Consider the following 24,573-nt stretch of genomic DNA (forward strand, 5'->3'; position numbering starts at 1 on the left):
TTATTATTCAAAACCACGAAACATATCTATAATTATATCTTCAATATCCTTTTCATCATGATTATTCGAACCTAAAAGGACACGTTTTTCATAATGGACTTCACGGGCGTTTCGTCCGGGCTTTTCTTTAAGGCCAAATTGGTGAACCCGCGCAATACGCTGCACTTTGCCGGTAAATTCCACCACTGCTGCACTGTCATTACCGCTGGCTTTCATATAGCGGTTAGTGCGCAGCTTCGCGAACATCTCCCGCTTAATCCGGCCTTGCTTTGCGCGCAGTGGCTGGCTTTTTCGTGGTGCGTATGGCGTCCCGTCGGGCGCTTTTTGCGATTTAATCCGCTGTTGCTGGCGCTGGCGCAGCTTCTTCGCAATGTCGACGGTCAGACGCCGACGGCCAGCGGGCGACATTGCCGCTAGCAACCCCGCGAGCTTATCGTCGAATGGCTTAAATTCATTCATCCCATTTGCTCGCCAGCTCGCCATTGATATACAGCTCGACCGGGCGCGTCACCGGCTCCGGCGGCGGTGGCTCCGGGATGCATCGCACATGCAGCGCCGCGCCGACTTCCTCAACGAGCGTTCGCTCAGTCAGTAACAGGCTGATGCTGATATCGAAACTGCTGTCGTTATTGATATCAGCCTCAAAGACAAAGCCTTTTTTCTGCCCGGTGTCGGTGCTGAGGATATCGGGCTGATGTTCACGCAGCCAGGCCAGCACCGGCACGAGGATCAAATCAAAATCGCCGGTAAAATCGGTCACCACCACATTCAGTGTGTACTGTTTTTCAAACGACAACGAGGTCGCCAGCGTGGCGGCAATATTGCCGCTGTCCACATACAGGCGCAGCATATCGGGGTTAGTCGCCAGCACCGGCGCGGCATTAATCAGGGCTTTTCGCAGACTGTCGGGTTTGAGCATCGATATCATCCTGGCATTGTTTGACGGTTTCGACCTGAAGCGCACAGCTTTCCAGCGCCCGCTCAAGGTTGCGTATATCCGCGCTTAAATCGCCGTTGGTACGCGGATCACTTCCCGGCATCGGGCAAAGGCTCACTTTCGGGCAGCCGTTGTAAACAGTCACCGGCACTGGCGCAGGCGGCGCGCTTGTGCAACCGGCGCACAGCATCAGGCAAGTCAGCGCTGTACCAGCGGCGAAAGGCTTCGTTTTCATTGAGCAACCTCGTGATAGTTTGTTCCCGCCGGGCTTCCCGCTCACCGGCGGCATTCAGCTTCTGGCGTAAATCCACCTGCGCCCGTTCGTTTTTATCCGCCCGGTCACGGGCAACCATGAGCTGGTTTTTCAGCATGCCAATCGTCGTTTTCTGCTCGCTGGCGACACGGTTAGCCTTTTCCAGCGAGCGGGTCAGGTTGCCGTTTTCATGGCGCAGCCACTGCCCCCCGGCAAGCGCCAGCACGACAGCGATTAACATCATCATGAGTTTTGACACAGGCCAGCCTCCCGGATGCGCTGACAATACGAGGCGCGCACCGCCATAAATCCCGCCAGACAAGCCAGATAAAACAGCGCTAAAAAGAGATGACCGCCTGAAACAAGACAGGGAAAGGTGAATGCCAGAATCAGAACCGACCAGAATTTGCGACGGGCGGGCGACTGATGAAAGAAAATCAGACTCACAATCAGCACCGCGTAAATATTGTTGGCAACCCTGTCGCGCCGGTGCCTTAGCCAGTATTCAGACACCGCCGCGCCGGTCAGGCCGCCAGCGAAACAGGCCAGGCAGATAAACAGCGCGAGGATCACAATAAAATTCACCGCCACACTGTCCGGGTAACTTAACCCCAGCAGTAACATCAGACCGGCCAGCGCTTTGACAGCCGGTAAAATTAAACGTGTGTTCACGGGTTTACTCCTTTCATGCACCAGGCCAGTTCGCGCTTGCGGCGGTTTTCCAGCCCGGTATTTCTCACGCCATCGATATAGACCCAGCGCGGGAGCTGGTCACAGGCCTGTTGCCACTTTTTCTGGTTCAGGAAATAGACCAGCGTGGATTTACACGCCGCGCCGGTGCCGACGTTAAAGGCGAAACTGACCACGGCGTCGTAAACATGCGGCGGCATGTCGACCGGCGCACAGGCCGCAAGACGGCGCTCCGTATTCAGCACGTCAGCGACAAGATTTTTTGCCGCGTCCTGCTCCGTGATATCGCGTTTCGGCGCGACCCCGGCAGTGTGGCCGATGCCTGATGTCCATACCCCCGCGCTGCACTGGTAGGGACGCAGACGGCATCCCTCAAGGTCTGCCAGCAGGGCGAGCCCGTCCGGGGAGGTACGGAGTAAACGAAAATCAGGCAACAGTGCCGCCAGTGCCAGCACCGCGACCACACTGCAACGCTTAACGATTGATGACATTGTTAATCTCCTTACTGCTCAGGGCGTTCTGTCCGAGCTGTAGCGCTAACAGCGCATAGCTTTTGCGCCGGTAATACCAGTTCACCCCGACAGTCGCCACGACGCCCAGCGCGCCGAAATACGCGGCAAAGTCCTGCGGCGTCATGGCACCAAAGAAGGTCAGCGCGACGCTTATCCAGTAGGCGAGCGAGGAGGTGATTTTTTCCATACTCAGTCCCATAAATTCACCGTTTCCTGTACGGGCGCGGTCTGTATGTCCGGCAGCTCAATCGCCGTGCCGTAAGGCAGCACCGAGCCGAGTTCAGCCAGCCCCGGATTCGCAGCGAGCACCGCCTCGAAGACCCCCTCCGTGCGCCCGTAATGGCGGGCGCAGATGACGTCGAGCGTGTCACCCTGGTGCGCGATGACCTTCATCAGATTTGCCCCACGATGCAGCGTGGTTTGTCCTGAATGCGCGCCACTGACCAGCGCATATCCCGCCACAGCTCATCAATCGTGGTATCGATGCTGTCGGCTTTTTTGTCGCCTTTCGCGCTCGCATCCACGCCGCGATAACGCTCATACAGGGTGGCGGTTGCCATTGCACATACGGCGCGCTGGTAGTGAAAAACCCGCGTGCTCTCGCCGTCGATATCATCCGAGGGCACATCAGCAAGGCGCGCAAAGCCCGCCTTAATCTGGCTCTCGCGGTACTCGAACAGCTCCGCGTTCGTCTCGGCAATGCCGGTTTTGATGGCATGGCGCAGCCGCGCCGGGGCAATGGTCTGCTCAAGGCGCATCAGCTCACGCACACGCTTCGGCTCGATGTCGGGAAAGAAAAACGTGTTTTTAATCACCGGCTCGTCGCCCACTGGCGGCGGGATGACCACGGTGTTATCTGGCTGCGGCTCTTCGTTTTTATTAATAATCAGCGTCGTCATGACTACCTCTGAAAAGGCGGGCGGTGGACGCCGGTCGCAGATAAGGTGAAATACCCACTTTGACCGGCGTGCCGCCCTGGCGCGGGGCGCATTCTGTTAACCGGCGTTTTTGCGGGGGCGTCCCCGCCCGCGTTTCGCCGGTGTGGCTGTTTTTTTCTGTGTCGCCGCTTTCGCGGGCGCTTTCGGCGCGGGTTTTGCGACAACAGGCTTCGGATTCAGCTCGCGCGTGAGCCGCTCGATGTCCTTCCGCACTCCGGCGTTGCGGTCGAGCTGGATCGCGCGTTGCAGATGCGTCATGGCGTCACTGAGCTGACCGGCATCGCGCAGTGTCAGACCGGCGACCTTATGCAGCCGGGCGCGCACTTCATCGGGCATGTCGGCTTTCGCGGTCATGCTGATGACGTCGAGAAGGATCGCCGCACTGACCGGCTGACCGGCATCGCGGGCGCGCAGGGCAGCGAGCGCCACCTCTTCGGCCAGCATGTAAGGCGCGGTGCGCACATGGTTTTCCGGCATCGACAGGTTGTAGCGCAGCGCATAGCGCGCGATTTCCAGCGCGCCGGGAATATCACCGGCATCGAGACGCCACAGCATGACCGTCATTAAAATGGCATCCTGCGCGCCGGTGCCGTTTTCCAGCACGCCCGTCACCCACGGCAGATAAAACGGCAGCAGCTCGCGCTTTTTGTCGGCTTTACGCTCTTTCGAATGGATTTCTTTCAGCGTCCGGCGGTCTGCGGCCAGCTTAACGAGCATCTGCTCGTAAGCGGTGGCATGGCGCAGCGGGGCGTTATCCCGCTGCGCGGCCAGCATGGCCGAGACCCGCATCGCGTGACGCTGTGCGGGGCTCGCCATCGGTTACGCTCCTTCGCCGGTGGTGGCGGTTTCCGACCCGCCAGCGGGGGTGGCGTTATCAGCCATCAGGGTTTTCATGGCGTCAACGATTGCCGCTGCAAACACGGTGGCAGTGGTGCCTTCCGGGGTTTCCTCTTCTTCCGGCTCAAGAATTTCGATGTTTTCAATCAGGCAACCGGCTTCGTAATCTTCAATCACAAAGTCGACTTTCACCTGCTCGTAGTTTTCCACCTGGTCGAGCTTCGGATTCTCGATGATGTGGCGGCGGTGGCCGTCCTCGTACAGATAAATCGAGAGGTTATCCAGCGTGGTGATCAGAATGCTGTTGGCCGGGAAGAACGGCGCGCGCACCGCCTGTAACTGGCCGATGGTTTTCTGGCTGATAATCAGCTCACCGGCCAGTTGCTCGGTGTTCGGCTGGAATTTGTTGATCATCGGGAAATATTTGTCGGTAAGAATGCGACGCCCGCACACGACCACCATTTCCGGGTTTTCGCGGTGAATCTCTGCAATCAGCGTTTCATGCGCATCCATCACCAGCGCGTCGAGGTTTTTGTAATGCCCTTTCTTGCCGACCTTGATAGTCGTGGAAATGACCGCGCCGGTGTCGTCGACGACCTTATTCATGACGCGTGCCGGTGCGTCGTTGCGGTACTTCTGCAACCAGCCGACGGCCACATCCTGCAACAGCGGATTTTTCTGGCGGTCTGAGGTTGGCGCACGGCTCACGCCGTTGAAGCCGATGGTGATGTAGTCCAGTGCCTGGCGCTTGACGATGGCGTCGCGGATACGGGTCTGAAAATCCTGAAAACGCGCCCACAAATCGAGCTTGTTGTACTTCATGTGAAAATCGAAGTTCACCGGCTGACAGAAATAGCGGTAAGCGTCCATTTTCGAAAAATCGGCGGTCTTGCGCTCCACGCCGTTCGTGGTGTCGGCGGTGCTGGCAATCGTGCCGTTGACGTCGATGCCGATTTTCTCCTCGGTCAGCTCGCCGACCACCACCATGTTGATTTTTTGCAGGAACGAAGAGGACTGCTGAATCTTGTCAAACAGCGTCTGCGTCACTGACGGCTCAACGCTGAATTTCTTGCTCAGGTCGTCCACGCCGACGCCGTTCAGCTCAGCGAGGCGGGTCAGGTAGGCATTAAATTTAAAGCGGGTTTCTTTACGCATTGTGTCGTTTGTCCTGTGATGAAAAAGGGAGGCCGCTCAGCGGTCTTAGCAGTCGGTCAGCGCAGCGGTCGCGCCGTCGCCGCCGGTGCTCAGTTTGCGGCGCGGCTGCGTGTTACCCGGTGTTTTGTCCAGGGTGGCGGTGATCGCGCTGAATTGCTCAGTGGTTTTGCTCGCCTCATCAGCCACACTTTTCTTAAGTGCGGTGAGCTCGGTCTCCAGCGAGGCGAAACGCGTTTCGGCGTTGTCCTGGCTGGTCTGGACACGTTCGGCAATAGTGGTCACGGCTTCGTGAACGTCATTAAAACGGGCGTCATCAGAGGACTGGCGGCGGCTGAAAATGGCTTTCACCGAGTCAGTCAGTTTGTTCAGCAGGGTTTCGGGGGCGTCCTCGAATTCCAGCTCGGCCAGGGTGGCAACAGAGAACAGATTTTCCGGGCTGGCCTTGAAGCGCTGTAACGGGTTGTGTTTTGCGGTGCGGCAGAATTCCAGATATTCGGTGCCGAGGCTTGCCGGGTCATCGGTAACGGCGAGGCCAACCAGATAGCATTTGCCGCTGTTGGCGAAATTCGGCTGAATTTCCATGGAGGTGTAAACTTTCTGGCCTTTCGCCACCATATCGACCAGCGTGTCGAGTGGGGCAATTTTGCCGAACAGCGCCAGCTTGCCGTTAAGCGCGGAATCGTCCTCGATTTTCTCCGCTTTCAGCTCAACCACATCCCCGTAACGGGCGAAAGCGCCGTCAGGCAGAAAACCGCGCAGGTGTTCGAGGTTGATGCGGCAGCCGTAAACACGCGGGTCGAATGAATCGGCCATTTCCTGAATATCGGCCGCGCTGATAATGCGCCCGTCGCAGGTATCACCCTCGACGCCGATACGAAAGAATTTTGAGACTTTTTTTGCCATCGTCAGCAGTCCTGATTGTGTGTGAAGGAGTCACGTTGATTTCAGGGGCTAGTTTCCCGGCTCGTCCGCTGGTTCGCCATCAGTCACGGATGGCTTGCCCCCTGCACATCAGCGCCTTAGCGAATCGCCGGTCGTGCTTCAGTAGCCTTGCCCTGTATCCATGACGGCGAGGCAGGCATGACCATCACCACCGACACCACACTCTTGAACGACCCGCGACGACAGGCGGCGCTGTTGTACTGGCAGGGGTTTTCCGTGCCACAAATCGCGGAAATATTGCAGACCAAACGCCCGACGGTGCAGAGCTGGAAACAGCGCGACGGATGGGACGACACCGCCCCGTTAGACCGGGTGGGAAATACCTTAGAAGCGCGGTTAATCCAGCTTTACGCCAAACCGGAGCTGACCGCGCACGATTTCAAGGTTGCTGATTTTCTGGCGCGCCAGATGGAGCGCTTTGCGCGCATCAACCGTTACGGCCAGACCGGCAACGAGGCCGACCTGAATCCGAACGTGGCGAACCGTAATAAAGGGGAGCGCAGGAAACCGAAAAAGAATTTTTTCAGCGAGGAGGCTGTCGAAAAACTGGAGGAAATTTTCTTCGACCAGTCTTTCGCCTATCAGCTCGGCTGGCACAAGGCCGGACTGGAGCACCGCATCAGGCACATCCTTAAATCCCGCCAGATTGGCGCGACGTTTTATTTTGCCCGCGAGGCGCTGTTACGCGCCCTGCAAACCGGCCAGAACCAGATATTTTTATCTGCGTCGAAAACACAGGCGTATGTGTTCCGCAAATACATCATCGCCTTTGCCCGCCTTGTCGATGTTGACCTGTCAGGCGACCCGATTGTGATAGGCAACAACGGCGCGGAGCTGTTATTTCTCGGCACCAACTCAAACACCGCGCAGAGCCATAACGGCGACCTGTATGTCGATGAAATTTTCTGGATCCCCAACTTCCAGAAACTGCGCAAAGTGGCGTCGGGCATGGCGTCGCAAAAACACCTGCGCACCACCTATTTTTCGACGCCCTCCTCACTCGGTCACGGTGCTTACCCGTTCTGGTCGGGCGACCTGTTTAACCGGGGGCGCGCCAGTGCCAGCGAGCGGGTGGATATCGATATCAGTCACGCGGCGTTAGCGCGCGGCGTGGCGTGCGCAGACGGGCAGTGGCGGCAGATTGTCACCATTGAGGACGCGCTCGCCGGGGGCTGTACCCTGTTTGACCTGGATGCACTGCGGCGGGAAAACAGCGCGGATGACTTCCGTAACCTGTTTATGTGCGAGTTTGTCGATGACAAGGCGTCGGTGTTTCCGTTCGAGGAGCTGCAACGCTGCATGGTCGACAGTATGGAGGAATGGGAGGATTTCACGCCCTTTGCCGACCGGCCATTCGGGCATCGCGTGGTGTGGATTGGTTACGACCCGTCACACCGTGGCGACAGCGCCGGGTGCGTGGTTATCGCGCCGCCGGTGGTTGCCGGGGGCAAATTCCGCATTCTGGAGCGCCACCAGTGGAAGGGGATGGACTTCGCCACACAGGCCGAATCCATCCGCGAGCTCACGCAAAAATACAACGTGGAATACATCGGCATCGACTCAACCGGCCTCGGTCAGGGCGTGTTCCAGCTTGTACGCTCGTTTTACCCGGCAGCGCGTGACATCCGCTACACGCCGGAAATGAAAACCGCAATGGTGCTCAAGGCAAAGGACACCATCACGCGCGGCTGCCTCGAATACGACGTCAGCGCCACCGACATCACACAGTCGTTTATGTCCATCCGCAAAACCATGACCAGCAGCGGGCGCAGCGCCACCTATGAGGCCAGCCGCACCGAGGAAGCCAGCCACGCGGATCTCGCCTGGGCGACCATGCACGTACTGATTAACGAACCGCTGACCGCCGCGACCGGCCAGTCGTCCTCCTCCATTCTGGACTTCAACTGATGAGCAAAAATAAAAAGCAAAAATACACACCGAAACCGCGCCAGCACAGCGCCGCGCCCGCGCAGAGCATGGAGGCATTTACCTTCGGCGAGCCGGTGCCGGTGCTCGATAAGCGCGAAATTCTTGATTATGTGGAATGCGTCCACAACGGCCAGTGGTACGAGCCGCCAATCAGTTTTTCGGGGCTGGCAAAAAGCATGCGCGCCGCCGTACACCACAGCTCGCCGGTGTACGTTAAACGCAACATTCTGGTGTCGACGTATATCCCGCACCCGCTGTTATCACGTCAGGATTTCAGCCGCTTTGCGCTCGATTATATGGTGTTCGGTAACGCGTTTATTGAGGAGCGCCGGAGCTACACCGGCAAGCCGGTTAAATATGAAACCTCACCGGCAAAATACACCCGACGCGGCGTGGAGGAGGATACCTACTGGTATATTCAGAACTTCACAAAACCGCATCAGTTTGCGCCCGGTTCCGTGTTCCACCTGCTGGAGCCCGATATTAACCAGGAGATTTACGGGATGCCGGAATATCTCAGCGCACTTAACTCGGCTTGGCTGAATGAGTCGGCGACGTTATTCCGCCGCAAGTATTATCAGAACGGCGCGCATGCGGGTTACATCATGTATGTCACCGATGCCGCGCAAAGCAGCACGGACGTCGAGGCGCTGCGCAAGGCGATGCGGGATTCGAAAGGGCTCGGTAATTTTAAGAACCTGTTTTTCTACGCGCCGAACGGAAAAGCCGACGGCATTAAAATCGTGCCGCTGAGTGAAGTCGCTACCAAAGACGATTTTTTTAATATCAAGAAAGTCAGTGCGGGCGACCTGCTCGATGCGCACCGCATTCCGTTTCAGTTGATGGGCGGCAAACCTGAGAATGCGGGCTCAATCGGGGACGTTGAGAAGGTGGCAAAGGTGTTTGTGCGCAATGAGCTGATACCGCTGCAATCGCGGTTTCTGGAGCTGAACGAATGGGCGGGCGAGGAAATAATCCGGTTCCAGAAATACTCGCTCGACCCCGACAACGAATAGCCCACCACAGCCGCCGCAGGGCGGCTTTTTAATGCCCCTCACCAGACCGCGCCAGCGCCCGCACACGGCGCGCATTGCTCTTCCCTTCCCTGTGTTCAGCAATCGCAATTTAATGGCGGCACCGCCTCGCTGACGCGCTAAAAATAAAATAAATAACGCCCTCAGCGCGCAGTGCTTTCCCCGCCTCGCCTGCCCGCTTTTCGGGTCGGTTTTAATGCAGTTGCATTAAGGATGAGTAGTCGCGCCAGTACTAGCTTATCACCAGTAAATCAGGGCGAAGGATTACATGCAAACTCATGCAACTAAGTATTCATGTGAGCTATTAAATAATTTACATACTATGCCTTATATTTCTTGTCCAAAAACATTATCGAAACTTGGTAGCAATGGGTAGGCGCAAAGGAAGAAAACCAGCAGGCAAGCATAGGTTGTCGTTTCAGAGTAACACACCCCTGTGTACATATTACCATGCGCTAATTTATGCCTTAGAATTGGGCCACCTTTTCTGTTAAACACAAGATCGATAGTTAAAATCAACTCTTTGGTAAAAATACTTTCCAAGTCATCTTTGCATTTATCAAGTAACACCGAGATACTGGTTGATTCCTCCAACCCCTTATCAAGATAACGTGTTGCATCCTTACCGCTAAGTTCATAACCGCAACGAAGCAGCCCTTCCATTTGAGGAATTAAAATATAACTAGCACCAATGTAATCTCCCAACCACAACCTATAAAACCCCAGACAGAAAACATCTCTAAACTCGGGCTTAATTAGTGGACTATATGCAACCAGTTTACTGAATGTTGATTGAGTCAAATTATGCTCTTGAGAAACAACGTATCTGGCTGGTTCAAAAATACCATTAACAAAAATTTGATGTCCTATTTCAAAATTTCTTAAATAATTATCTATGACAGCCTCATCATCTATCCCCTTTGTAATGTCTAAAGGGGGCGCTTTATGCACCTTTCGCCCTGACTCATCGTGCACTTCCATCCCGAAGAAACTTGAAAAAAAACTTTGGCCCGCGAATCTTCGAACCTCATCCCTCATGCTATCTATATTCTCTATAGGGGTGTCGGCTATCACTTTTTTGAAGATATAGGACAAACTGCGGTTTGTTAAGCTTTCGGTTACATTTTCAATCAAATCACTAATATCAACTTCATTACTTATAGTAACGTACTCACTCGCTGCCTCTTCTCTTAAATCAGCTAATTCTGTTTTAAGTCGCTCAATTAATTGCCCATCACCACCAAATTGTCTTAATTCGCCAATAGCAGTTCTCAACCAAGAAACCTTGCCCATTTTATCCGAACGAGCATTAGCCACCTCAATTGTTATGCTCGCTGCACTCAATCTGCATCTTTTGGCACTTTCTTGATCGCCGTTTTTTTCATATATATTTGCGCTGGTAAAATACAATGCCTTAACGGCATCATAATATTTCTTCCCTCGATGAGCATTAGCCATTGCCTCAGCATTTTTGGCATATTGTAACCTGTTATCCCCTGGATAATAATTCATCATGGTATGAGTCAGATTGTTGAAGCCTTCAAATATCAACCTTTCATTCTGGAAATTATAGAGAGAATGAATTGCAGTAGTAATATTCTGATTTCCATGGGATTTTCTTGGGTAAACTCTAGAGGTTATAAATAATGACCTTGAAATATACTCCCTAATGAATATAAAGGAATTTAAGTCATTCTCTGTAACAGTCTCGTTTTTCAAGATTATCTTGTTGATTACTTCATTAATCATGCTTGCATATGAGTCTATAGCTTTAATTGCAATCGCTCTATTTTTTTTATCATTGCACCATACTACATCACATATCCTTGATAACAAGAAAGGGTTTGTTATTTTCCCTGATAAAATCAAAAGGCACTCATTTATTTTCTCATCAAAATCTTCAGGTAAGATAGTTCGTTTATTACCTAATATCATTTGAGGCTCAAAAACAGGATTGGTGCCGCTAATTTGCAAGTGAAAAATAAAAAGCAAGGATAAAAGAGAAGCGACCTTGTGTTCCTTAGGGTTCAATTTTGGGTCAACAAGCTCATCAAGGTACTTTCTTATTTCATGTTCATGGAAGGTAATTGGAACATTTAGAAAAATGTCATAGTCTATGCTATCCAGTTCTTCATGAGTAATTATGAGGTTATCACTTATCATTTTACCTCCAGTGAATGTATTACTGCTGCATGTGATTAAGAATTAACATGGCCCCACTAAACAAACATCCTCGACCAACTTATCATAGGGTGGAGTTTTAAGAGTGTGCTCTATATCAAATGATTAGAAATGCTGGATAAAACATCAACAACCGACTGATTAATATATTTTCCTATTTATGGGGTTATGGGGAAAAGAAGGAGGCACGTTCCGTCTTATCTAAAAAAGGGAATAATTCGGGTCAGTTTCAGGCTCAGCGGAGCGCCGTTTTTCTTCTGCAGCGCACGCCATTAAAAACGCTAATCCATCAGCCAGGGAGACCGGGTGATCGATACCAAATAAAAATAAACCATCCTCCGCCTTACCCAACCAGAAACCGCCGCCACACTTTTTCGGACGCTGAAAAAATCCCCCCCCACCCGGAACCCAACGTTCAAGCACCTAGCCTCTGTAAACCACCTGGAAATTCTGGTCTTTTCCGCCCATTCCTAATGCCTCGCGATGCTCGTTGTTCAATCCCGGCAACACCGAAAGCAAGTTTCAACGCCACCACGGTTAACTTAATGTAGCCAGTTATAGTCCTCCCAGACCTGTTGCAGTATTTCCATTACCCGTTTTTTATCTTCATCGAGCCGAACGCCGCTCAGTTGCAGGCCATTGGCCGATGCCTGTCTGATCCGGATTGCGGTTTTCGAGTAAATCGGCGACAGATTCCGGTAAATTTCAGCCTCCAGCGCGTCAAGAGTGGACTGGCTGATTTTTTGTTCTTTATCGATCATTATTTCAATGCGCATATCCCCTCCCTCGTTAGTTCATAACGTCCATATTCCGCCCATACTCATGGTTGCGGATTTTAGCCATCAGCTCGTCAGTAAGCTCAGAAACCCACTGAATGGCGAGCCCTTTTTCTTCCTCGCTGCAATCACTCTCAGCTACAAGCTTTATAAAAAAATCAATGCGCTGGAGCTTCAACGACTCCAAAAAGTAATCCTGCATCTATCCTCCCACCACTACATTGAACGCTAAAGATATGTATATATATCCACTGTTTATATATACAGTATAGCACCCCGAAAAAGTTGTAAACTACTTTTGCGTTTCAATGGGATGCATCTGATGTACACCTGCCCTTTGTATATTTCTGACCCTAGCCATGATCCCTTTTGCACGCTCCCGATACTCTTCATCCTTAGGCGCTGCGGCAGAGAACAGCTCACCACTTGCCGAGCCTTTAACCCATCCTCGGCCGTAATTAGCACGCCCACCGGAAATCAGGTGTAGCGCCTCACCCCGGCTTATGGTAATGCCGGTTGTAAGATATATTTCATTAATCGTCTTCACTATTGCAGCGCCTTGCTTATCCGTTCCATGAATGAACTTTTTCCGCGCAGCTGGTTTTTTCTTTCGTATCCGGTTGGCTAGATCGCGTTTTTCGCGCCGCGTTAGAGGTTTTGATAAATCGAGTTCCGGCGGATTACCTTCGCCTTCCGTACAGTTATTGACAGAACTCCGAGAGGGCGCGGTCGCGCCCTTAAGGTCAACGGCCAAATCAACGGCGCGTTTCGGGACAATCTTCCACTGAGTGAGGCGGGTCAGAACCGGCGAACCTGCGCCGACCGTAGCGTCGTATACACCACGAATGCAGACAGTCTCCTCGCCATACTGGTTAAACTCGGCGCGAGACTCATAGAGCGTGCGAACCTGTAAATCATCACGACGGACAAACGCGCCGCCTTGTGCGTTGACATAGCCCGCCCAGTCACCGGCGTCAGCGGCATCATGTACGGCAGCAAATTCCACGCTAAGACCGTGGGCGGTTTCAGTGTCAGCCAGACGACGCAATTCGCGGTATACCGTCACAGGCGCGCCACCGATAAACTGGAATTGCCGGATGTGCCAGCGAGCCGCCCAGGCTGAAACAGAGGGAGCCGTCTCTTTCAACAGCTCGCCGCTTTCGTCATCTTTCTCGCCATCGAGCGCATAACCGTCAATATTCTTGGAAATGTATTTAGCAACGTACCCCGTAGCGCTGCCTTTCTCCGGGTCGATAGCCTCAGCGTGAAAACGGGCTTTTCTGGCTTTATCGCTGCTGAGCTCGCTCTCATCTTCCTGCCACGCATAATCACGAATGACCCTGCGAACACGCTCAACATCTTCCGGCAGCATAAACATCAACATGTGCCAGTGTGGTGTGGCGTCGTGATGTGGCTCGGCGACGCGGATGCCAAAAATACGGATTTCTTCGCGGTGAAGTTTGGCGCGGATGCGCGCCCAGAGAGAGGTTAAATAATTCTGCGTATCGGACGGGCTCGCGCCGTTCCATTTGTGGTTACGGTAGCCCGCTTTAGTTGTGGCGTGATATTTCGACGGTGCGGTCAGCGTATAAAATTCACCGACATAACCAAGCTCATTACAGATATTTTCGAACCCACGAATGCGGGTCATCAGCTCGCAGCGGCGAATGGCCGGATTCGCGACCGACCCGTCGTATTTTTCTATGAGGCTGATGCGGTTTCCGTCTTCGTCTTCCAGCTCCAGACCTTTCAGAAATTCGCGGGTTCGGCGCTTTTGCTCGCGCCAGTCTGTCACGCATGATTTGCTGGCATAGGCGTGTTTTTTCTTGCTGACGTTGCCGACGGCAATTTGCAGATGTTCGCGCCATGCCGATGCAACACGACGCAACCGACCACGCCACCACGTTTCATTAAACATGCGCATTACAGCCGGTGCAATCTCATCCTGGCCGACATATTTGTTTGTAATGCGTTCCCAGTGCGGCGGAGTGACGTTGAATTGCATCGCAATCATACCGGCGCGCATGTACCAGCGATAAAGCGCCTTAAGCTCTCCGGCTTCAGCATCGTCATTATTCGCCAGCTCACCGCGAATAAAATTCGCAATGTCGGCGGCAAGGAGGTCAATGTCGGCTTTCGACATATCCGGGAGCCGGTTAAACCGCGCCACCATATTCACCAGGCGTGAGGCCAGATATTGCAACACGCCAGTATCGAAATGGCCGTTAAAAATAGCGGCAGAGACATCGCGGCTAATGCCAGTGGACTTATATTTTTTGGCGACCAGCTCAAGGCGCGGCAATGCTTTTTTGCAAAAGCTGATTAAAAAGGCATTGGCTCGCTGGCTGTCGTGATGCTGTTCCAGAGTGGCGGCGGTGCGGTACACGTCATAACGGACGCATTCAGGCTGAAGCGATAACGCTTTGCGCGCATGCAGCAACGCCGCAATCATATGATCGCGGCGATGCTGTTCTTCATAGGTTGGGTATGGGCTGGCTATTGCCTGTTTTGGAAAATTCCATACATAGGCATAATCAGTCTCATCCGTAGCCTTTGCAGAGAAGGGAGTGTCTATGACTTTATTCACTGAAGAAGATCCCACCCAACACCGCTATGTTGATTTGATTACTGAAATGACGGCTTTCGAAGCCAAAAAAGAACCAATGAAGATCATTTCCGCATCCGACATGCTGGTTGTTTGCGATGCTTTTCTTGCTGAGACTCAATGCCACATAACAGACCGGCTACCTCTTTCAGTAGCAGGTCGGCACGAGCTAGGCCGGAAAATTGAGTGGAATTGTCCACATAGCTGGAAACCACTCGAAGAATGGTCAACACATGTTCAGCACGCCTTACAAATTTTAAATCAACGTTATTTGCATACCCCAGTATCTCAACTGGATGACTGGCAGACCTGGGAAGAAGTATCGACAGATATTCATGTGTCGGCTCGCTGTACTCGCCAGGCTGTTGAATTTTATCGCTCTGGAAATCCCCGGCATTTACCGTTGGCGACGGAACTTTTTGCCGTTCCCGAAGTTTTTTCAAAGTTTGTAGCTTCGATTCTTTCGGGGGACATTCATCCAGTCTGGATGTGGCATGCTGACGCGGCCAAAACTCCGCGATGTTTTGACGGACTTTATCCAAAATACCGATACCGGATTTAGTCATTATTTGTTGTGAATTGCTCATTTATACGCCCCTGTAGTGTTTAGATTTGAGCTCAGTTACTTGCTGGCATGTAACGCACATGGTTACGCCGTGAAGTGCCATGCGACGGGCTTCCGGGATTGGTGATTCACACTCTTCGCAGAGAAAACGCGATGGCGCGCTTATACGGCTGCGTGCGTTGTTGATATGGCGCTCTCGTTCTTCCTGCTCGCGCTGCTGGATGTGATCCATTGCATCGGCCATCAGTGGAGCTCCTTAGATTCGTTTTCGTAGCGAACGGCTTCAAGGCGCAACAGTTCCGCCGCTTCTTTACCGCTCAGGCCTTTTTTAGTGATATGGATAGCCAGCGCCTCAAGACGAATGGACACGGCTAAAGCGCGGTCTCGGCGCTCTTCGTTTTTGGCTTTATTAAGCAAGCTGACCAGTACATCGTTATCAGCTTCAAAATTGCGGGTTTCGATATTTTGCATTTTGCTTTCTCCTGAATTTGGGCAAAGAAATGCCCGGCGGGTTTACGCCATTAAATTTCTGTTGGTATTAATTCGGCATGGTTAGCCGTTTGGGAAATAAGCTCACGACTGCGCGAAAATGGTTCATTGCTGAAATAAGCGCTTTTTTCTCGTCAGTAGTCAGCTCACTTAATTTGAGCCCGTGACGAGCTGCCGGTATTTTTGCCAGAAAGAAAATAGCGGCCAGTGCGCGCTCGTTGTCTTCATGCTGTGGGTCGCGTGTATCGCGCATATTCGCGACGAATTGCTCGACCTCTTTCCAGCTATCACCCCAGAAGCGCCCGCGTATTTCAGCGATATGATTCAGGCCAGCCATGCGCGCACCAGTGCTCAGCGGAACCGTTGTGGAAACAGCTTCGATAGCCATGTAGCCCCCTTGAAAGAAACAGGCTTTGCCTGAGTTTGTGAGCGCACCGGATGCCAGCGCTTACCGTTCTCGCCGACAATCCAGCCGTGTCCGTAATGCATGGCAGGGCTTTGTTTAACAAGTAATGACGCAAATGAAGGTGCGTTTTTCATCATTACCTCACATCAGGCCAAATGACGCGCCGAGGCCGCTAACGGTATCGACGACACTGGACATTGCCGGGTTAGCCTGGAGGCGCGCTTGTAGTGCCAGAGCTGTCAACGAAAGCATGCGTATACCAGAATTCACACTCTCGACCATGCTGTATTTGCGGTCGGAGGTCATACGCTCAGCCGATACAGCACCTGTTGCCAGCTCACCTAATTCACTCATGGCACGCATCACGTATATCTGTAATTTGTCTTTTGCTAACTCATTCACCGGCACACAAGGCAGACAATGAATCTGCGCCAGAAAACCATCAACGAGGGTTGAGTCTTCGGTTAGATCAGTCAGCATCCATAGCTCAGGAGGCGTGAACTGGTGAGGCTGTTCCGGGTTAAGCTTGTTACGTAACGTTTGAACATTCATACCCGCACGCCCGGCAAGCTTCGCCATGTTATGACGCAGCGCAAAAGCCCGGCACGCTTCGTCATAGTGGGGATGTTTGGAAACCTGAAAATCAAACATGAATAATGCCTCACGTTATCTCAATATGGATGCATCACGCCTGCATTGTGATTTCATAACCTGCTGCTGCTTCGATAATTAGGGCAAGCATATTGATTTCGATGAGGCCGTTAACCCCATCCTTATTCCTGATAGGTAAGCGGTTTTCGCGGTACATCTGGCGAACAGTGCCTTTCTTGTAACCCGTGCGGCGACAGAACTCCTCTACGGTAATGTACGGTTCTGAAATCACGAGATTGATTGAAGGGCGCATTGAAAGTTTACGGGTCATGATGCACTATTCCTCGGTTTAGGTATTAAATCTCACTATTAAACGCTATTCATCTCATCACAGATCGAAGAATAGGATCACAAATCGGATATGTCAACGACAGAAAACACAAATCACCATAATTCAAAACTGGTTCGTGAATCAGTTGAGAGCAACCGAGGTGGAAAAGAAGTCATCCAGCGCCTAGTTGACGCGTATGGTTTCAGCAGTCGTCAGGCGCTGTGCGCGCATCTGGGCGTTTCGCAAAGCACGCTAGCTAACCGTTCAGCGCGTGATACCTTCCCGGCTGATTGGGTAATCATCTGTCATATGGAAACAGGAGCATCAATAACCTGGCTTGCTACAGGTAAAGGTGCACGCTTTATGGAAGTAGAAGAATCTCGAGTTGTGATAACCACGCAGAAAAAAATCTCAAATGGGATATTGGAGCCAATGGAAGATTACATTCTGGATAAAAGTTCACTTCCCGAAGGCTTAAATGCACCATTTGTAATCAACGCTGACAGAAAGTCTTACTTGGTCGATACCTACAAAGGCGAGATCGTAGATGGACTGTGGCTTATCGAGATTGACAAGTTGGTGAGCATTCGCGAATTAGTGCGTTTTCCGGGTGGAAGAATACGTGTCGAGAATGGAAAGGCGTCATTTGAATGCCAATCGACTGATATCGTTGTTTTAGGCAAAGTAATTACCAGAACTGAATATCTTTAAAGACTCAACATGGCAATAAGCAAATTATCCAACGGAAAATGGCAGGTGCAGGTTTTCCCTAATGGCCGCGACGGCAAAAGGATTCGCCGCCAATTTGTCACCAAAGGCGAAGCACAATCTTATGAGAAGTTCGTAAAAGATCAGGCTCAGGACAAGCCCTGGCTGGGTGAGAAAGCGGATAAACGCCGGGTAATTGACTTGGTTGAACTCTGGTTCAACACGCACGGCATCACGTTAGCGGATGGTGAGAAGCGGCGAACCACAATGGCATTCGCCTGTGAGGCGATGGGAAATCCACTCGCTACCGAATTCAACGCGAAAATCTTTGCGGCATATCGTGAGCAGCGCTTAAGCGGGAAGATCACCCGCTCCAGTAGAGTGAAGACTGTTACGCCGCGCACGGTTAATTTAGAGTTGGCATACTTCAGGGCGATGTTTAATGAGCTGCGGCGGTTAGATGAATGGAGCGCCCCAAACCCGCTTGAAAACGTTCGCGAGTTTAAAATCAGTGAATCGGAGATGGCGTATCTCACTATTGAAGAAATCCGCACGCTACTCGCCGAATGTGAGAAAAGCCGGTCAAAGGACTTAACGGTCGTTGTTAAAATCTGTCTCGCAACTGGTGCACGGTGGAGTGAAGCGGAAGGGTTGAAGGGAAACCAAATCCGTGCTGGTCAGATCATCTATGTAAAAACTAAAGGCAAGAAAAACCGAGCGGTGCCGATAACAGAAAAATTACAGGTTGATCTGCCAATGAGCAGGAAAGCGCAGTCGCTCTTTAAACCATGCTATTCCGCCTTTAGAAAGGCCATGCAACGCGCCGGTATTGAGACACCTGCCGGGCAGTTGACGCATGTGCTACGCCACACCTTCGCCTCTCATTTTATGATGAACGGCGGCAACATCCTTGTGCTACAACGAATTTTGGGGCATACAGATATAAAGGTCACAATGCGGTATGCACACTTTGCACCAGATCATTTGTCTGAAGCAATGTCACTTAATCCATTAAATTTTATTGGTTAAACAAAATGAGAAGTCTTAATCATACTTTACTTAATCTATTTTCATTCAACATTTTTAAAAAATCACCAATGGCATTTAACTAAAATGTTGCAATAAAAATCACACAATGCAATAACCTTAAAAAAGGAATTTGTTTTGAACCTTGAAAAACTAACCTCATCAAAGATTAAAGTTTCAGTGGAATATTACAATGATAGCCACCGACAACTTCTGAATGATACAAATAGATATGACCAACATTTCATAGATAACATGAAAAAAGTAATATCTAATGGAATAGAAATTACTGGGGCTGAATACTTAATAAACTCCTTATTATATAAAAAAAACACTAACTCAAAAAAATATACTACAAGAGATGATTTGATTGACGCCATAGATTGTGCAACACAATATTTCATCGACGACCTTGAAATTTCTAACAACTCGCTGCGCGTGCAAGAAGGCGCTACCCCAGAAGCCGCGATTGTAATGAAAAGAGTTGGTGAATCTATTGGACTATCTGTGATCTCTAGAATAATTGGAGTTAATGAAGCAGACTGGGCCGTAATTCCCGAAATAGAAATGAAGGCCTTTGATTTTAGTTATGCTGTAACATCCGGAGGAGTAGTTCAGGTTGAGACGAAAGGCTCCAGTTCAATTGATATTAGTTCGAAAAGTAGCAGCATATATACTCACGCAAGCAATATAGGTAAAAAAAAGCAAGTAATGTCTTCTAATCACACTCATCCTTATCCCGGTGATTTTAATTATGGAACAATAACTTATTGTCCTGAAGGAAGGAATCAGCAATTGAAATGCTACCTACTTGACCCACCTTCAGGTTCATCTGATATTAATTTAGAAGAAGAAAAGTTATCAAAGAGACTCGGATTTTATTATAAAGTAATGAATTTCTTATCTCCTCAGTCAAAGTTACTTCATTTATTACGTGATAGGATCATAGATCTATCCGAAAACAGAGTAGATATTAAAACAGCAAATGAACTCCCTTACTATATTAAAAGCAATGAAAGTGGAAGCTTTGATAAAAGTTTCTTTTTGCACAAAACAACCATTAAGTTAGGTGAAAACAAAATATCTGGCGACTGGTTCTTCTTTAGAAAGAATTACATTTTATTTATCGGGATGAAAAATTCAATTATTAACGACATTGTTTCGCAAGATATTAATTCCTTACTGAATCTTAAGTCAGAAATCATATCAAATGATAAAGAAATAACTTTCAATATAGTGACTAAATATCAAAAACAACAATTTAAAAAGTTAAAAATAGAAAATGAAAGTATTGGTGAATCAACAAGTTTCAAATCTAAAGGGAATATAACTCTTTTGGGTAGCGGAATTGCAATAGGTATTTTGAAGTTAATAATATAATAATATCCAGCAATTTGCACATGCTGCCATATGAGGAGGATCTATGAACATTAGATTTTACGCTCACTGGTTTGGCAGCAAAGTGGCAGCAGAGCGCAACGCTATGTGCCACTTTTCATCACTATTCGGCCTAAAGAAAACATAAAAATCAGTAAGTTACTGATTTTACTCGTTTCAAATTGGGACTCATAATCGCTTGGTCGTTGGTTCAAACCCAACAGGGGCCACCAAATTTTAGCTTTAAAATCATATATCTAAGCCACTCCTGCGAGTGGCTTTTTTGTTTTGATAATCAATGTCCCCTTTTTGGTTGCCTATATCCGCTTTACGTCCTCGCAATCACTTTTACCAACCACCTCTCAGAATCTTGTCTTATGTCTGAAAACAAATTGGTTACGGGTAATTGAGGCATAGTAACAATGGAGAACTACTGGCGTCTTCCCGTTTCGACTGTATCTATCTTTAAGGCCTGACTAACAATAATTGTCTGTTATGAGCCATATATGGGCAATACTCAGGAGTGACCGGCTCCCCGTTGATTAATACACCGCGATGTCAGTAATGTATTCATCAGCAACATGAAGAAGCGTTTTTCCGACGAATAGAACATCAGTATTCTCCACGAAGCCGAGGCGGGTGTTTCCGCTCGCGATCTTTGCCGTAATGCCACGTTTTATACATGGTGTAAGAGGTTTGGCTGTATGGAGGTAGCAGAGGTGAAGCAACTAAAGACGCCTAAGGACGAGAATGCCAGGATCAGAAAGTTGCTTGCTGAGTCGATGCTGAATAAGGAGGCGCTTCAAACTGCACTGGGCCGAAAGTCCTGACGACAAACCAGAAGCGCAAAACCGTAGCATTGATGTGTGAGACGACGGGTTTGCCGCATCAGAGCACTGACCTCTTACTCCGCCAGTCTCCCTTCCATACCGATAAAAAATTACCAAATGCTTGCGAAGAGCGGCTGCCCGCAGGTGCAATCAAGACATGCCGATTAGCTTCTCGATTGCGTGAGATATCGGTAAATTTTTTTCGTTAAAAAAATTGCGAGCACACCTAGTAAAATAGATGCAAGTCCAAGAAAAATCAGTACTGACAGGAGATGACTTAACAATCCCCCAAGACTTGTAAAATCACTCAGACGTGCAAACTGCTCCGGGGTCAGGACACGAATCACGATCTCCGGAATAGTTAGGAAAAAAATAATCACTACAAAAACATAAATTATCACCTTACCGCTTTTTTTCATTATCTTCCTTGCCTCCTCTGACGATGATGATCAATTATTGATTGCTAATGTTATATCAAGGGAAATTAAAATGGCAGAAAGCTACTTAAAAATGAAGGCTCAGGCTGACAAACAGCTAGCTTTAGCGTTAACGAAAGCATTACGCGAAATACATGCGACCAATATGCGCACTATTGAAAATGTGAAGCTTGGCACGCAGCGTATGATCAACTATGGTTCATGCTTAATACCAGACGATTACTACCGAAACGCTTGTCGTGAGCTAATAAATGAAGACCGCCGTCTCGCACTGGCACTTGCCGAGATCTATAATCGAAACGATGTCGCTCTGGATATGGTCGAGATTTATTTTCGGAAAACTCTTAAAAAACTTGGTAAACAAAAGAGCACAAGTCTTGCCGAATTCCTTAAAAAGGAAATAGGCGACAAGGCTTATGAGTACGCAGAGAAATCCAGCAAACTAGCTCTGTCCATGACTATCGCAAAGCTTGTCCTCAGTAGCGGTGACTTTCACGAATCACATATCAGGATGGTTAACTCATTGTCATCAATGTATGTTAACGGTGCAATAATATATTCAAAGGCACAAATAGCGGCTCTGGCTGCTAACAAACTCAAATTTCAGGATGCAGCTTATTATCAGGCTTTGTATCAACAAAACCTTGAGATGCTTTATTTTCTTATTGAGCCGCAAATGACAAAGATAATTTACCAAATAGAATCAGGCGGAAATAATGAAGAAATAATTGGCGATGCTTTATATGAGCTTTTAAAAAGATGAAAAAAGCAATATTATGGTTTCTACAATCATATATTTATTATATTCCCTTAGTGCTTATTGTTGCAGGCGCTTATATATTCGCTCGTTTTATACCTAATTATTTCGGAATACTAACCCTTACATGGATTATTATCGTTACATATTTTTATGTTAAGTATAATAGATGGTATTAGGATAGCCGACCTATTTATAATTCATTTCTACCGCCTCATGTTGATCGATGAGATCTCTCATGTGCCTGTTTATCCAGGGCAGGATGTTACAGTGAGTTTCTCGCCGAACGTACCCTCTGGTGAAAAGGTGGCAGCTCCTGATCGTGTCAGCAAACGTATGATTCGTTTTCATAGGCCATCACGTGCGCAAAACTGGGGGATAATCATTATGTTGTGGAGTAAACGTACTCTTTTCACTGTCGCCGTGTTGTCATTCGCCAGAATTGCGCAGGCAGACGGCATACAGTGCCCGCAATTTCCGTCCGCGAACGCGAATATGAAGCAGCATGCCCTGGCGGATGCCAGCTTGTTTGTCGGTCCGCCAAATGAGCTAGTCGAACTGATGCCAGATACAGATAAAGACACGGTCTGGACATTGGCTGATTACCAGGACGAAGCCAGGGAGCATACAACATCGCTCTACATTGTATGCCGGTATAAAAATACGCGGCAAACCGTTGGGTTGATGGTTCCGGCAACGGCGCAGAAATGCGCGGTCTCGTATGACCAGTACAATAATCTGATCGCCCGTTGCCAATAATCCCGCCGCAGTAAGTGAGGAATGAAATAGTGGCGTTCAAAATGAGCTAAGCGATGATTTCTTTGGGTAATTGCCCCCACACGCCACAGCATATCGACCATGACTCATGGCCCCGAATCACTTCATCAACAAGTTCCTCATCTCTTCGCCGAGCAACTTCTGCGCTTAAAAAGTTAGCCCTTCAGCCGCGTCTGTACCCGCGGAAATGCGCTGAATTAACCCTGCCGATACAAAAAGAAAAGAGAAGTAAAAAGCCTGTCAAATTATCAACCTGCCGATTTGATATTTACTCACCCAACTCCTAATCTTCCTTCATCAGACCAATGCGCAACACATTGGGCCATGCTACCGCAGGGGCTAAAACCGCTGCACAGAGTGGGAGAATTTACCGTGAGTTTCCAGCCCAGATATGCCAGCAGTGAATCTCCCGATCCGGTCGAAGCTGTTGCCCAGTTTGCAGCCCAAATCGGTCATGAAGATGTTGAAACCATTCTTTTCTTTTGCTCTCCGGATTACGATCTGCAGGTGCTAGGCCGCGAATTAAAAAACACCTTCTCCTGCACCTGCATCGGCTGTACCTCCTCCGGTCATATTGGTACGGAAGGTTTTCAGCACTCGGGGTTGCTGGGTCTTGGGCTGAGCCGTGGTTTTCACGCCCGCGCATTTATCATTCACCCGCTGCTTGATTACACCTCGGTCATTACCGATATCGCGGAAACCATTCGCCGCGACAGCGAAGAGAGACCCAACCTGCATCGTTTTGGTCTGCTGCTGGTGGACGGTCTGTCGATGGCCGAAGAGCGGCTGGTGGCCAATCTCTATCAACAGATTGGTAATGTGCCCCTCATTGGCGGCTCCGCCGGTGACGATCTGCGTTTCGAAAAAAGCTTTATTTATGATGGGGATGGCAATTTCATATCTGACGCTGCCGTTTTCGCGGTTATCGAAACCAGTTCACCGGTCGCCACGTTTAAGATCCAACATTTCGTACCCAGCGACATCGAGCTGGTTATCACCGAGGCGGACGCGGAAAAACGGCTCATTATGGAGATCAACGGTGAACCTGCCGCGCAGATCTATGCTGAATCCCTTGGTCTTACCGTCGACGAACTGACGCCAACCGTCTTTTCCCGCAACCCGCTGGTGCTCTCCTTCGGAGATGAGCCCTACGTCCGTTCCATTCAGAAAATGAATGACGATCTCTCGCTGACCTGTTATTGCGCTATCGAAGAGGGGCTGATCGTTTCGATCGGCAAAGCGGAAGATCCGATCCAGACCTTTAGTCAGGCGTTTGAAAAAGTGCACGAGACGATCCCAAACCCTGCGGTCATCATCGGCTGCGATTGTATCCTGCGCCGTCTCCAGTTCGAAAAAGAGGGGCTGGAGCAACAGATTGGCGAAATCATGGTGCAGAACCGGGTGGTGGGTTTTTCAACCTACGGTGAGCAGTACAACGGGTTGCATGTCAACCAGACATTTACCGGTGTCGCCATTGGAGGGTAAATCTC

The 24,573-nt window shown here is 49.9% G+C and carries 32 protein-coding genes and 1 pseudogene; 10 read left to right on the top strand and 23 right to left on the bottom strand.

Annotated features, from left to right (window positions below):
- Window positions 1-3 precede the first annotated feature (3 nt).
- The 12 genes from IP581_RS19935 to IP581_RS19985 form a co-directional block, all read right to left on the bottom strand.
- Window positions 4-459, bottom strand: coding sequence for a phage virion morphogenesis protein (locus IP581_RS19935; RefSeq protein WP_193821210.1), 456 nt, complete (start codon window positions 457-459; stop codon window positions 4-6).
- Window positions 452-919 carry a phage tail protein gene (locus IP581_RS19940; protein ID WP_193821211.1) on the bottom strand — a complete coding sequence of 156 codons (468 nt, stop codon included), beginning with the start codon at window positions 917-919 and terminating at the stop codon, window positions 452-454. Before IP581_RS19940 ends, IP581_RS19935 begins: the two co-directional genes overlap by 8 nt.
- Window positions 882-1,127, bottom strand: a complete 246-nt coding sequence (lysC, locus tag IP581_RS23950) for an Rz1-like lysis system protein LysC (RefSeq protein WP_265579983.1) — start codon at window positions 1,125-1,127, stop codon at window positions 882-884. The genes IP581_RS19940 and lysC overlap by 38 nt, the downstream gene beginning before the upstream one ends.
- Window positions 1,027-1,437: an Rz-like lysis system protein LysB gene (gene lysB / locus IP581_RS19945; RefSeq protein ID WP_193822729.1), complete on the bottom strand. Its 411-nt coding sequence runs from the start codon at window positions 1,435-1,437 to the stop codon at window positions 1,027-1,029. Before lysB ends, lysC begins: the two co-directional genes overlap by 101 nt.
- On the bottom strand, window positions 1,434-1,862 hold the full coding sequence (locus tag IP581_RS19950; protein WP_193821212.1) for a DNZ54_00345 family protein: 429 nt from the start codon (window positions 1,860-1,862) through the stop codon (window positions 1,434-1,436). The genes lysB and IP581_RS19950 overlap by 4 nt, the downstream gene beginning before the upstream one ends.
- Window positions 1,859-2,371 (bottom strand): lysozyme, encoded by a 513-nt coding sequence (locus IP581_RS19955; protein WP_193821213.1) that lies wholly within the window; start codon window positions 2,369-2,371, stop codon window positions 1,859-1,861. Before IP581_RS19955 ends, IP581_RS19950 begins: the two co-directional genes overlap by 4 nt.
- Window positions 2,355-2,591, bottom strand: a complete 237-nt coding sequence (locus IP581_RS19960; RefSeq protein WP_020455331.1) for an HP1 family phage holin — start codon at window positions 2,589-2,591, stop codon at window positions 2,355-2,357. Before IP581_RS19960 ends, IP581_RS19955 begins: the two co-directional genes overlap by 17 nt.
- On the bottom strand, window positions 2,582-2,785 hold the full coding sequence (locus IP581_RS19965) for a tail protein X (protein WP_193821214.1): 204 nt from the start codon (window positions 2,783-2,785) through the stop codon (window positions 2,582-2,584). Before IP581_RS19965 ends, IP581_RS19960 begins: the two co-directional genes overlap by 10 nt.
- Window positions 2,785-3,291, bottom strand: a complete 507-nt coding sequence (locus IP581_RS19970; RefSeq protein ID WP_193821215.1) for a head completion/stabilization protein — start codon at window positions 3,289-3,291, stop codon at window positions 2,785-2,787. Before IP581_RS19970 ends, IP581_RS19965 begins: the two co-directional genes overlap by 1 nt.
- A 96-nt stretch (window positions 3,292-3,387) precedes the next feature.
- A complete protein-coding gene (locus IP581_RS19975) occupies window positions 3,388-4,146 on the bottom strand; it encodes a phage terminase small subunit (RefSeq protein ID WP_193821216.1) in 759 nt (252 codons plus the stop codon).
- Between the two features lie 3 nt (window positions 4,147-4,149).
- Window positions 4,150-5,322: a phage major capsid protein, P2 family gene (locus tag IP581_RS19980; RefSeq protein WP_193821217.1), complete on the bottom strand. Its 1,173-nt coding sequence runs from the start codon at window positions 5,320-5,322 to the stop codon at window positions 4,150-4,152.
- A gap of 45 nt (window positions 5,323-5,367) precedes the next feature.
- On the bottom strand, window positions 5,368-6,225 hold the full coding sequence (locus tag IP581_RS19985; protein ID WP_193821218.1) for a GPO family capsid scaffolding protein: 858 nt from the start codon (window positions 6,223-6,225) through the stop codon (window positions 5,368-5,370).
- A 177-nt stretch (window positions 6,226-6,402) separates the two neighbouring features.
- Here IP581_RS19985 and IP581_RS19990 point away from each other — a divergent pair, with 177 nt between their 5' ends.
- Together IP581_RS19990 and IP581_RS19995 are read left to right on the top strand one after the other, a co-directional pair.
- Window positions 6,403-8,172 carry a terminase ATPase subunit family protein gene (locus tag IP581_RS19990; protein WP_193821219.1) on the top strand — a complete coding sequence of 590 codons (1,770 nt, stop codon included), beginning with the start codon at window positions 6,403-6,405 and terminating at the stop codon, window positions 8,170-8,172.
- A complete protein-coding gene (locus IP581_RS19995; RefSeq protein ID WP_193821220.1) occupies window positions 8,172-9,209 on the top strand; it encodes a phage portal protein in 1,038 nt (345 codons plus the stop codon). Before IP581_RS19990 ends, IP581_RS19995 begins: the two co-directional genes overlap by 1 nt.
- Before the next feature lie 345 nt (window positions 9,210-9,554).
- On the opposite strand, the gene IP581_RS20000 is transcribed toward IP581_RS19995, so the two are convergent.
- The 5 genes from IP581_RS20000 to IP581_RS20020 all read right to left on the bottom strand — a co-directional run bounded on the left by IP581_RS20000 (window position 9,555) and on the right by IP581_RS20020 (window position 14,771).
- Window positions 9,555-11,390, bottom strand: a complete 1,836-nt coding sequence (locus IP581_RS20000) for a DUF7380 domain-containing protein (RefSeq protein WP_228007786.1) — start codon at window positions 11,388-11,390, stop codon at window positions 9,555-9,557.
- Window positions 11,391-11,609: 219 nt separating this feature from the next.
- On the bottom strand, window positions 11,610-11,831 hold the full coding sequence (locus IP581_RS20005; RefSeq protein ID WP_228007787.1) for a hypothetical protein: 222 nt from the start codon (window positions 11,829-11,831) through the stop codon (window positions 11,610-11,612).
- A gap of 119 nt (window positions 11,832-11,950) precedes the next feature.
- Window positions 11,951-12,184, bottom strand: coding sequence for a DinI-like family protein (locus tag IP581_RS20010; protein WP_193821221.1), 234 nt, complete (start codon window positions 12,182-12,184; stop codon window positions 11,951-11,953).
- Between the two features lie 13 nt (window positions 12,185-12,197).
- Window positions 12,198-12,386, bottom strand: a complete 189-nt coding sequence (locus tag IP581_RS20015) for a hypothetical protein (protein WP_193821222.1) — start codon at window positions 12,384-12,386, stop codon at window positions 12,198-12,200.
- Window positions 12,387-12,476: 90 nt separating this feature from the next.
- Window positions 12,477-14,771, bottom strand: coding sequence for a replication endonuclease (locus tag IP581_RS20020; RefSeq protein WP_228007788.1), 2,295 nt, complete (start codon window positions 14,769-14,771; stop codon window positions 12,477-12,479).
- Between IP581_RS20020 and IP581_RS20025 the strand changes: the two genes are divergently transcribed.
- The gene (locus tag IP581_RS20025; protein ID WP_193821223.1) at window positions 14,758-15,351 is read left to right on the top strand and encodes a hypothetical protein; all 594 of its coding nucleotides are present in this window, start codon (window positions 14,758-14,760) and stop codon (window positions 15,349-15,351) included. The genes IP581_RS20020 and IP581_RS20025 overlap by 14 nt on opposite strands.
- A gap of 25 nt (window positions 15,352-15,376) precedes the next feature.
- Here the strand turns inward: IP581_RS20025 and IP581_RS20030 are convergent, their stop codons facing one another.
- The 6 genes from IP581_RS20030 to IP581_RS20055 all read right to left on the bottom strand — a co-directional run bounded on the left by IP581_RS20030 (window position 15,377) and on the right by IP581_RS20055 (window position 17,171).
- Window positions 15,377-15,598 (bottom strand): TraR/DksA family transcriptional regulator, encoded by a 222-nt coding sequence (locus tag IP581_RS20030; protein WP_193821224.1) that lies wholly within the window; start codon window positions 15,596-15,598, stop codon window positions 15,377-15,379.
- Window positions 15,598-15,825 carry a DUF2732 family protein gene (locus IP581_RS20035; RefSeq protein WP_193821225.1) on the bottom strand — a complete coding sequence of 76 codons (228 nt, stop codon included), beginning with the start codon at window positions 15,823-15,825 and terminating at the stop codon, window positions 15,598-15,600. Before IP581_RS20035 ends, IP581_RS20030 begins: the two co-directional genes overlap by 1 nt.
- A 67-nt stretch (window positions 15,826-15,892) precedes the next feature.
- Window positions 15,893-16,231: a DUF5347 domain-containing protein gene (locus tag IP581_RS20040; RefSeq protein WP_193821226.1), complete on the bottom strand. Its 339-nt coding sequence runs from the start codon at window positions 16,229-16,231 to the stop codon at window positions 15,893-15,895.
- A complete protein-coding gene (locus IP581_RS20045; RefSeq protein WP_193821227.1) occupies window positions 16,195-16,386 on the bottom strand; it encodes a phage filamentation protein Fil family protein in 192 nt (63 codons plus the stop codon). The genes IP581_RS20040 and IP581_RS20045 overlap by 37 nt, the downstream gene beginning before the upstream one ends.
- Window positions 16,387-16,390: 4 nt before the next feature.
- Window positions 16,391-16,900, bottom strand: coding sequence for a phage regulatory CII family protein (locus IP581_RS20050; RefSeq protein ID WP_193821228.1), 510 nt, complete (start codon window positions 16,898-16,900; stop codon window positions 16,391-16,393).
- Between the two features lie 34 nt (window positions 16,901-16,934).
- A complete protein-coding gene (locus IP581_RS20055; RefSeq protein WP_193821229.1) occupies window positions 16,935-17,171 on the bottom strand; it encodes a regulator in 237 nt (78 codons plus the stop codon).
- A 90-nt stretch (window positions 17,172-17,261) separates the two neighbouring features.
- On the opposite strand from IP581_RS20055, the gene IP581_RS20060 reads away from it, so the two are divergent.
- The 7 genes and pseudogenes from IP581_RS20060 to IP581_RS20090 all read left to right on the top strand — a co-directional run bounded on the left by IP581_RS20060 (window position 17,262) and on the right by IP581_RS20090 (window position 24,568).
- Complete coding sequence (locus IP581_RS20060) at window positions 17,262-17,882, top strand: phage repressor protein CI (RefSeq protein ID WP_193821230.1); 621 nt, start codon at window positions 17,262-17,264, stop codon at window positions 17,880-17,882.
- Window positions 17,883-17,891: 9 nt separating this feature from the next.
- Window positions 17,892-18,908, top strand: coding sequence for a phage integrase (locus IP581_RS20065; RefSeq protein ID WP_193821231.1), 1,017 nt, complete (start codon window positions 17,892-17,894; stop codon window positions 18,906-18,908).
- A 135-nt stretch (window positions 18,909-19,043) separates the two neighbouring features.
- On the top strand, window positions 19,044-20,285 hold the full coding sequence (locus IP581_RS20070) for a hypothetical protein (RefSeq protein WP_193821232.1): 1,242 nt from the start codon (window positions 19,044-19,046) through the stop codon (window positions 20,283-20,285).
- Window positions 20,286-20,893: 608 nt separating this feature from the next.
- Window positions 20,894-21,165: pseudogene (locus IP581_RS20075) on the top strand (IS3 family transposase); the annotation flags it as partial.
- Window positions 21,166-21,601: 436 nt separating this feature from the next.
- A complete protein-coding gene (locus IP581_RS20080; protein WP_193821233.1) occupies window positions 21,602-22,312 on the top strand; it encodes a hypothetical protein in 711 nt (236 codons plus the stop codon).
- Window positions 22,313-22,576: 264 nt separating this feature from the next.
- Window positions 22,577-23,065, top strand: coding sequence for an STY0301 family protein (locus IP581_RS20085; RefSeq protein ID WP_228007789.1), 489 nt, complete (start codon window positions 22,577-22,579; stop codon window positions 23,063-23,065).
- Between the two features lie 390 nt (window positions 23,066-23,455).
- On the top strand, window positions 23,456-24,568 hold the full coding sequence (locus tag IP581_RS20090) for an FIST N-terminal domain-containing protein (RefSeq protein ID WP_193821234.1): 1,113 nt from the start codon (window positions 23,456-23,458) through the stop codon (window positions 24,566-24,568).
- Window positions 24,569-24,573: the final 5 nt, after the last annotated feature.

Origin of the sequence: Kosakonia pseudosacchari (assembly GCF_015167415.1) — a bacterium.
Classification (GTDB): domain Bacteria; phylum Pseudomonadota; class Gammaproteobacteria; order Enterobacterales; family Enterobacteriaceae; genus Kosakonia; species Kosakonia pseudosacchari.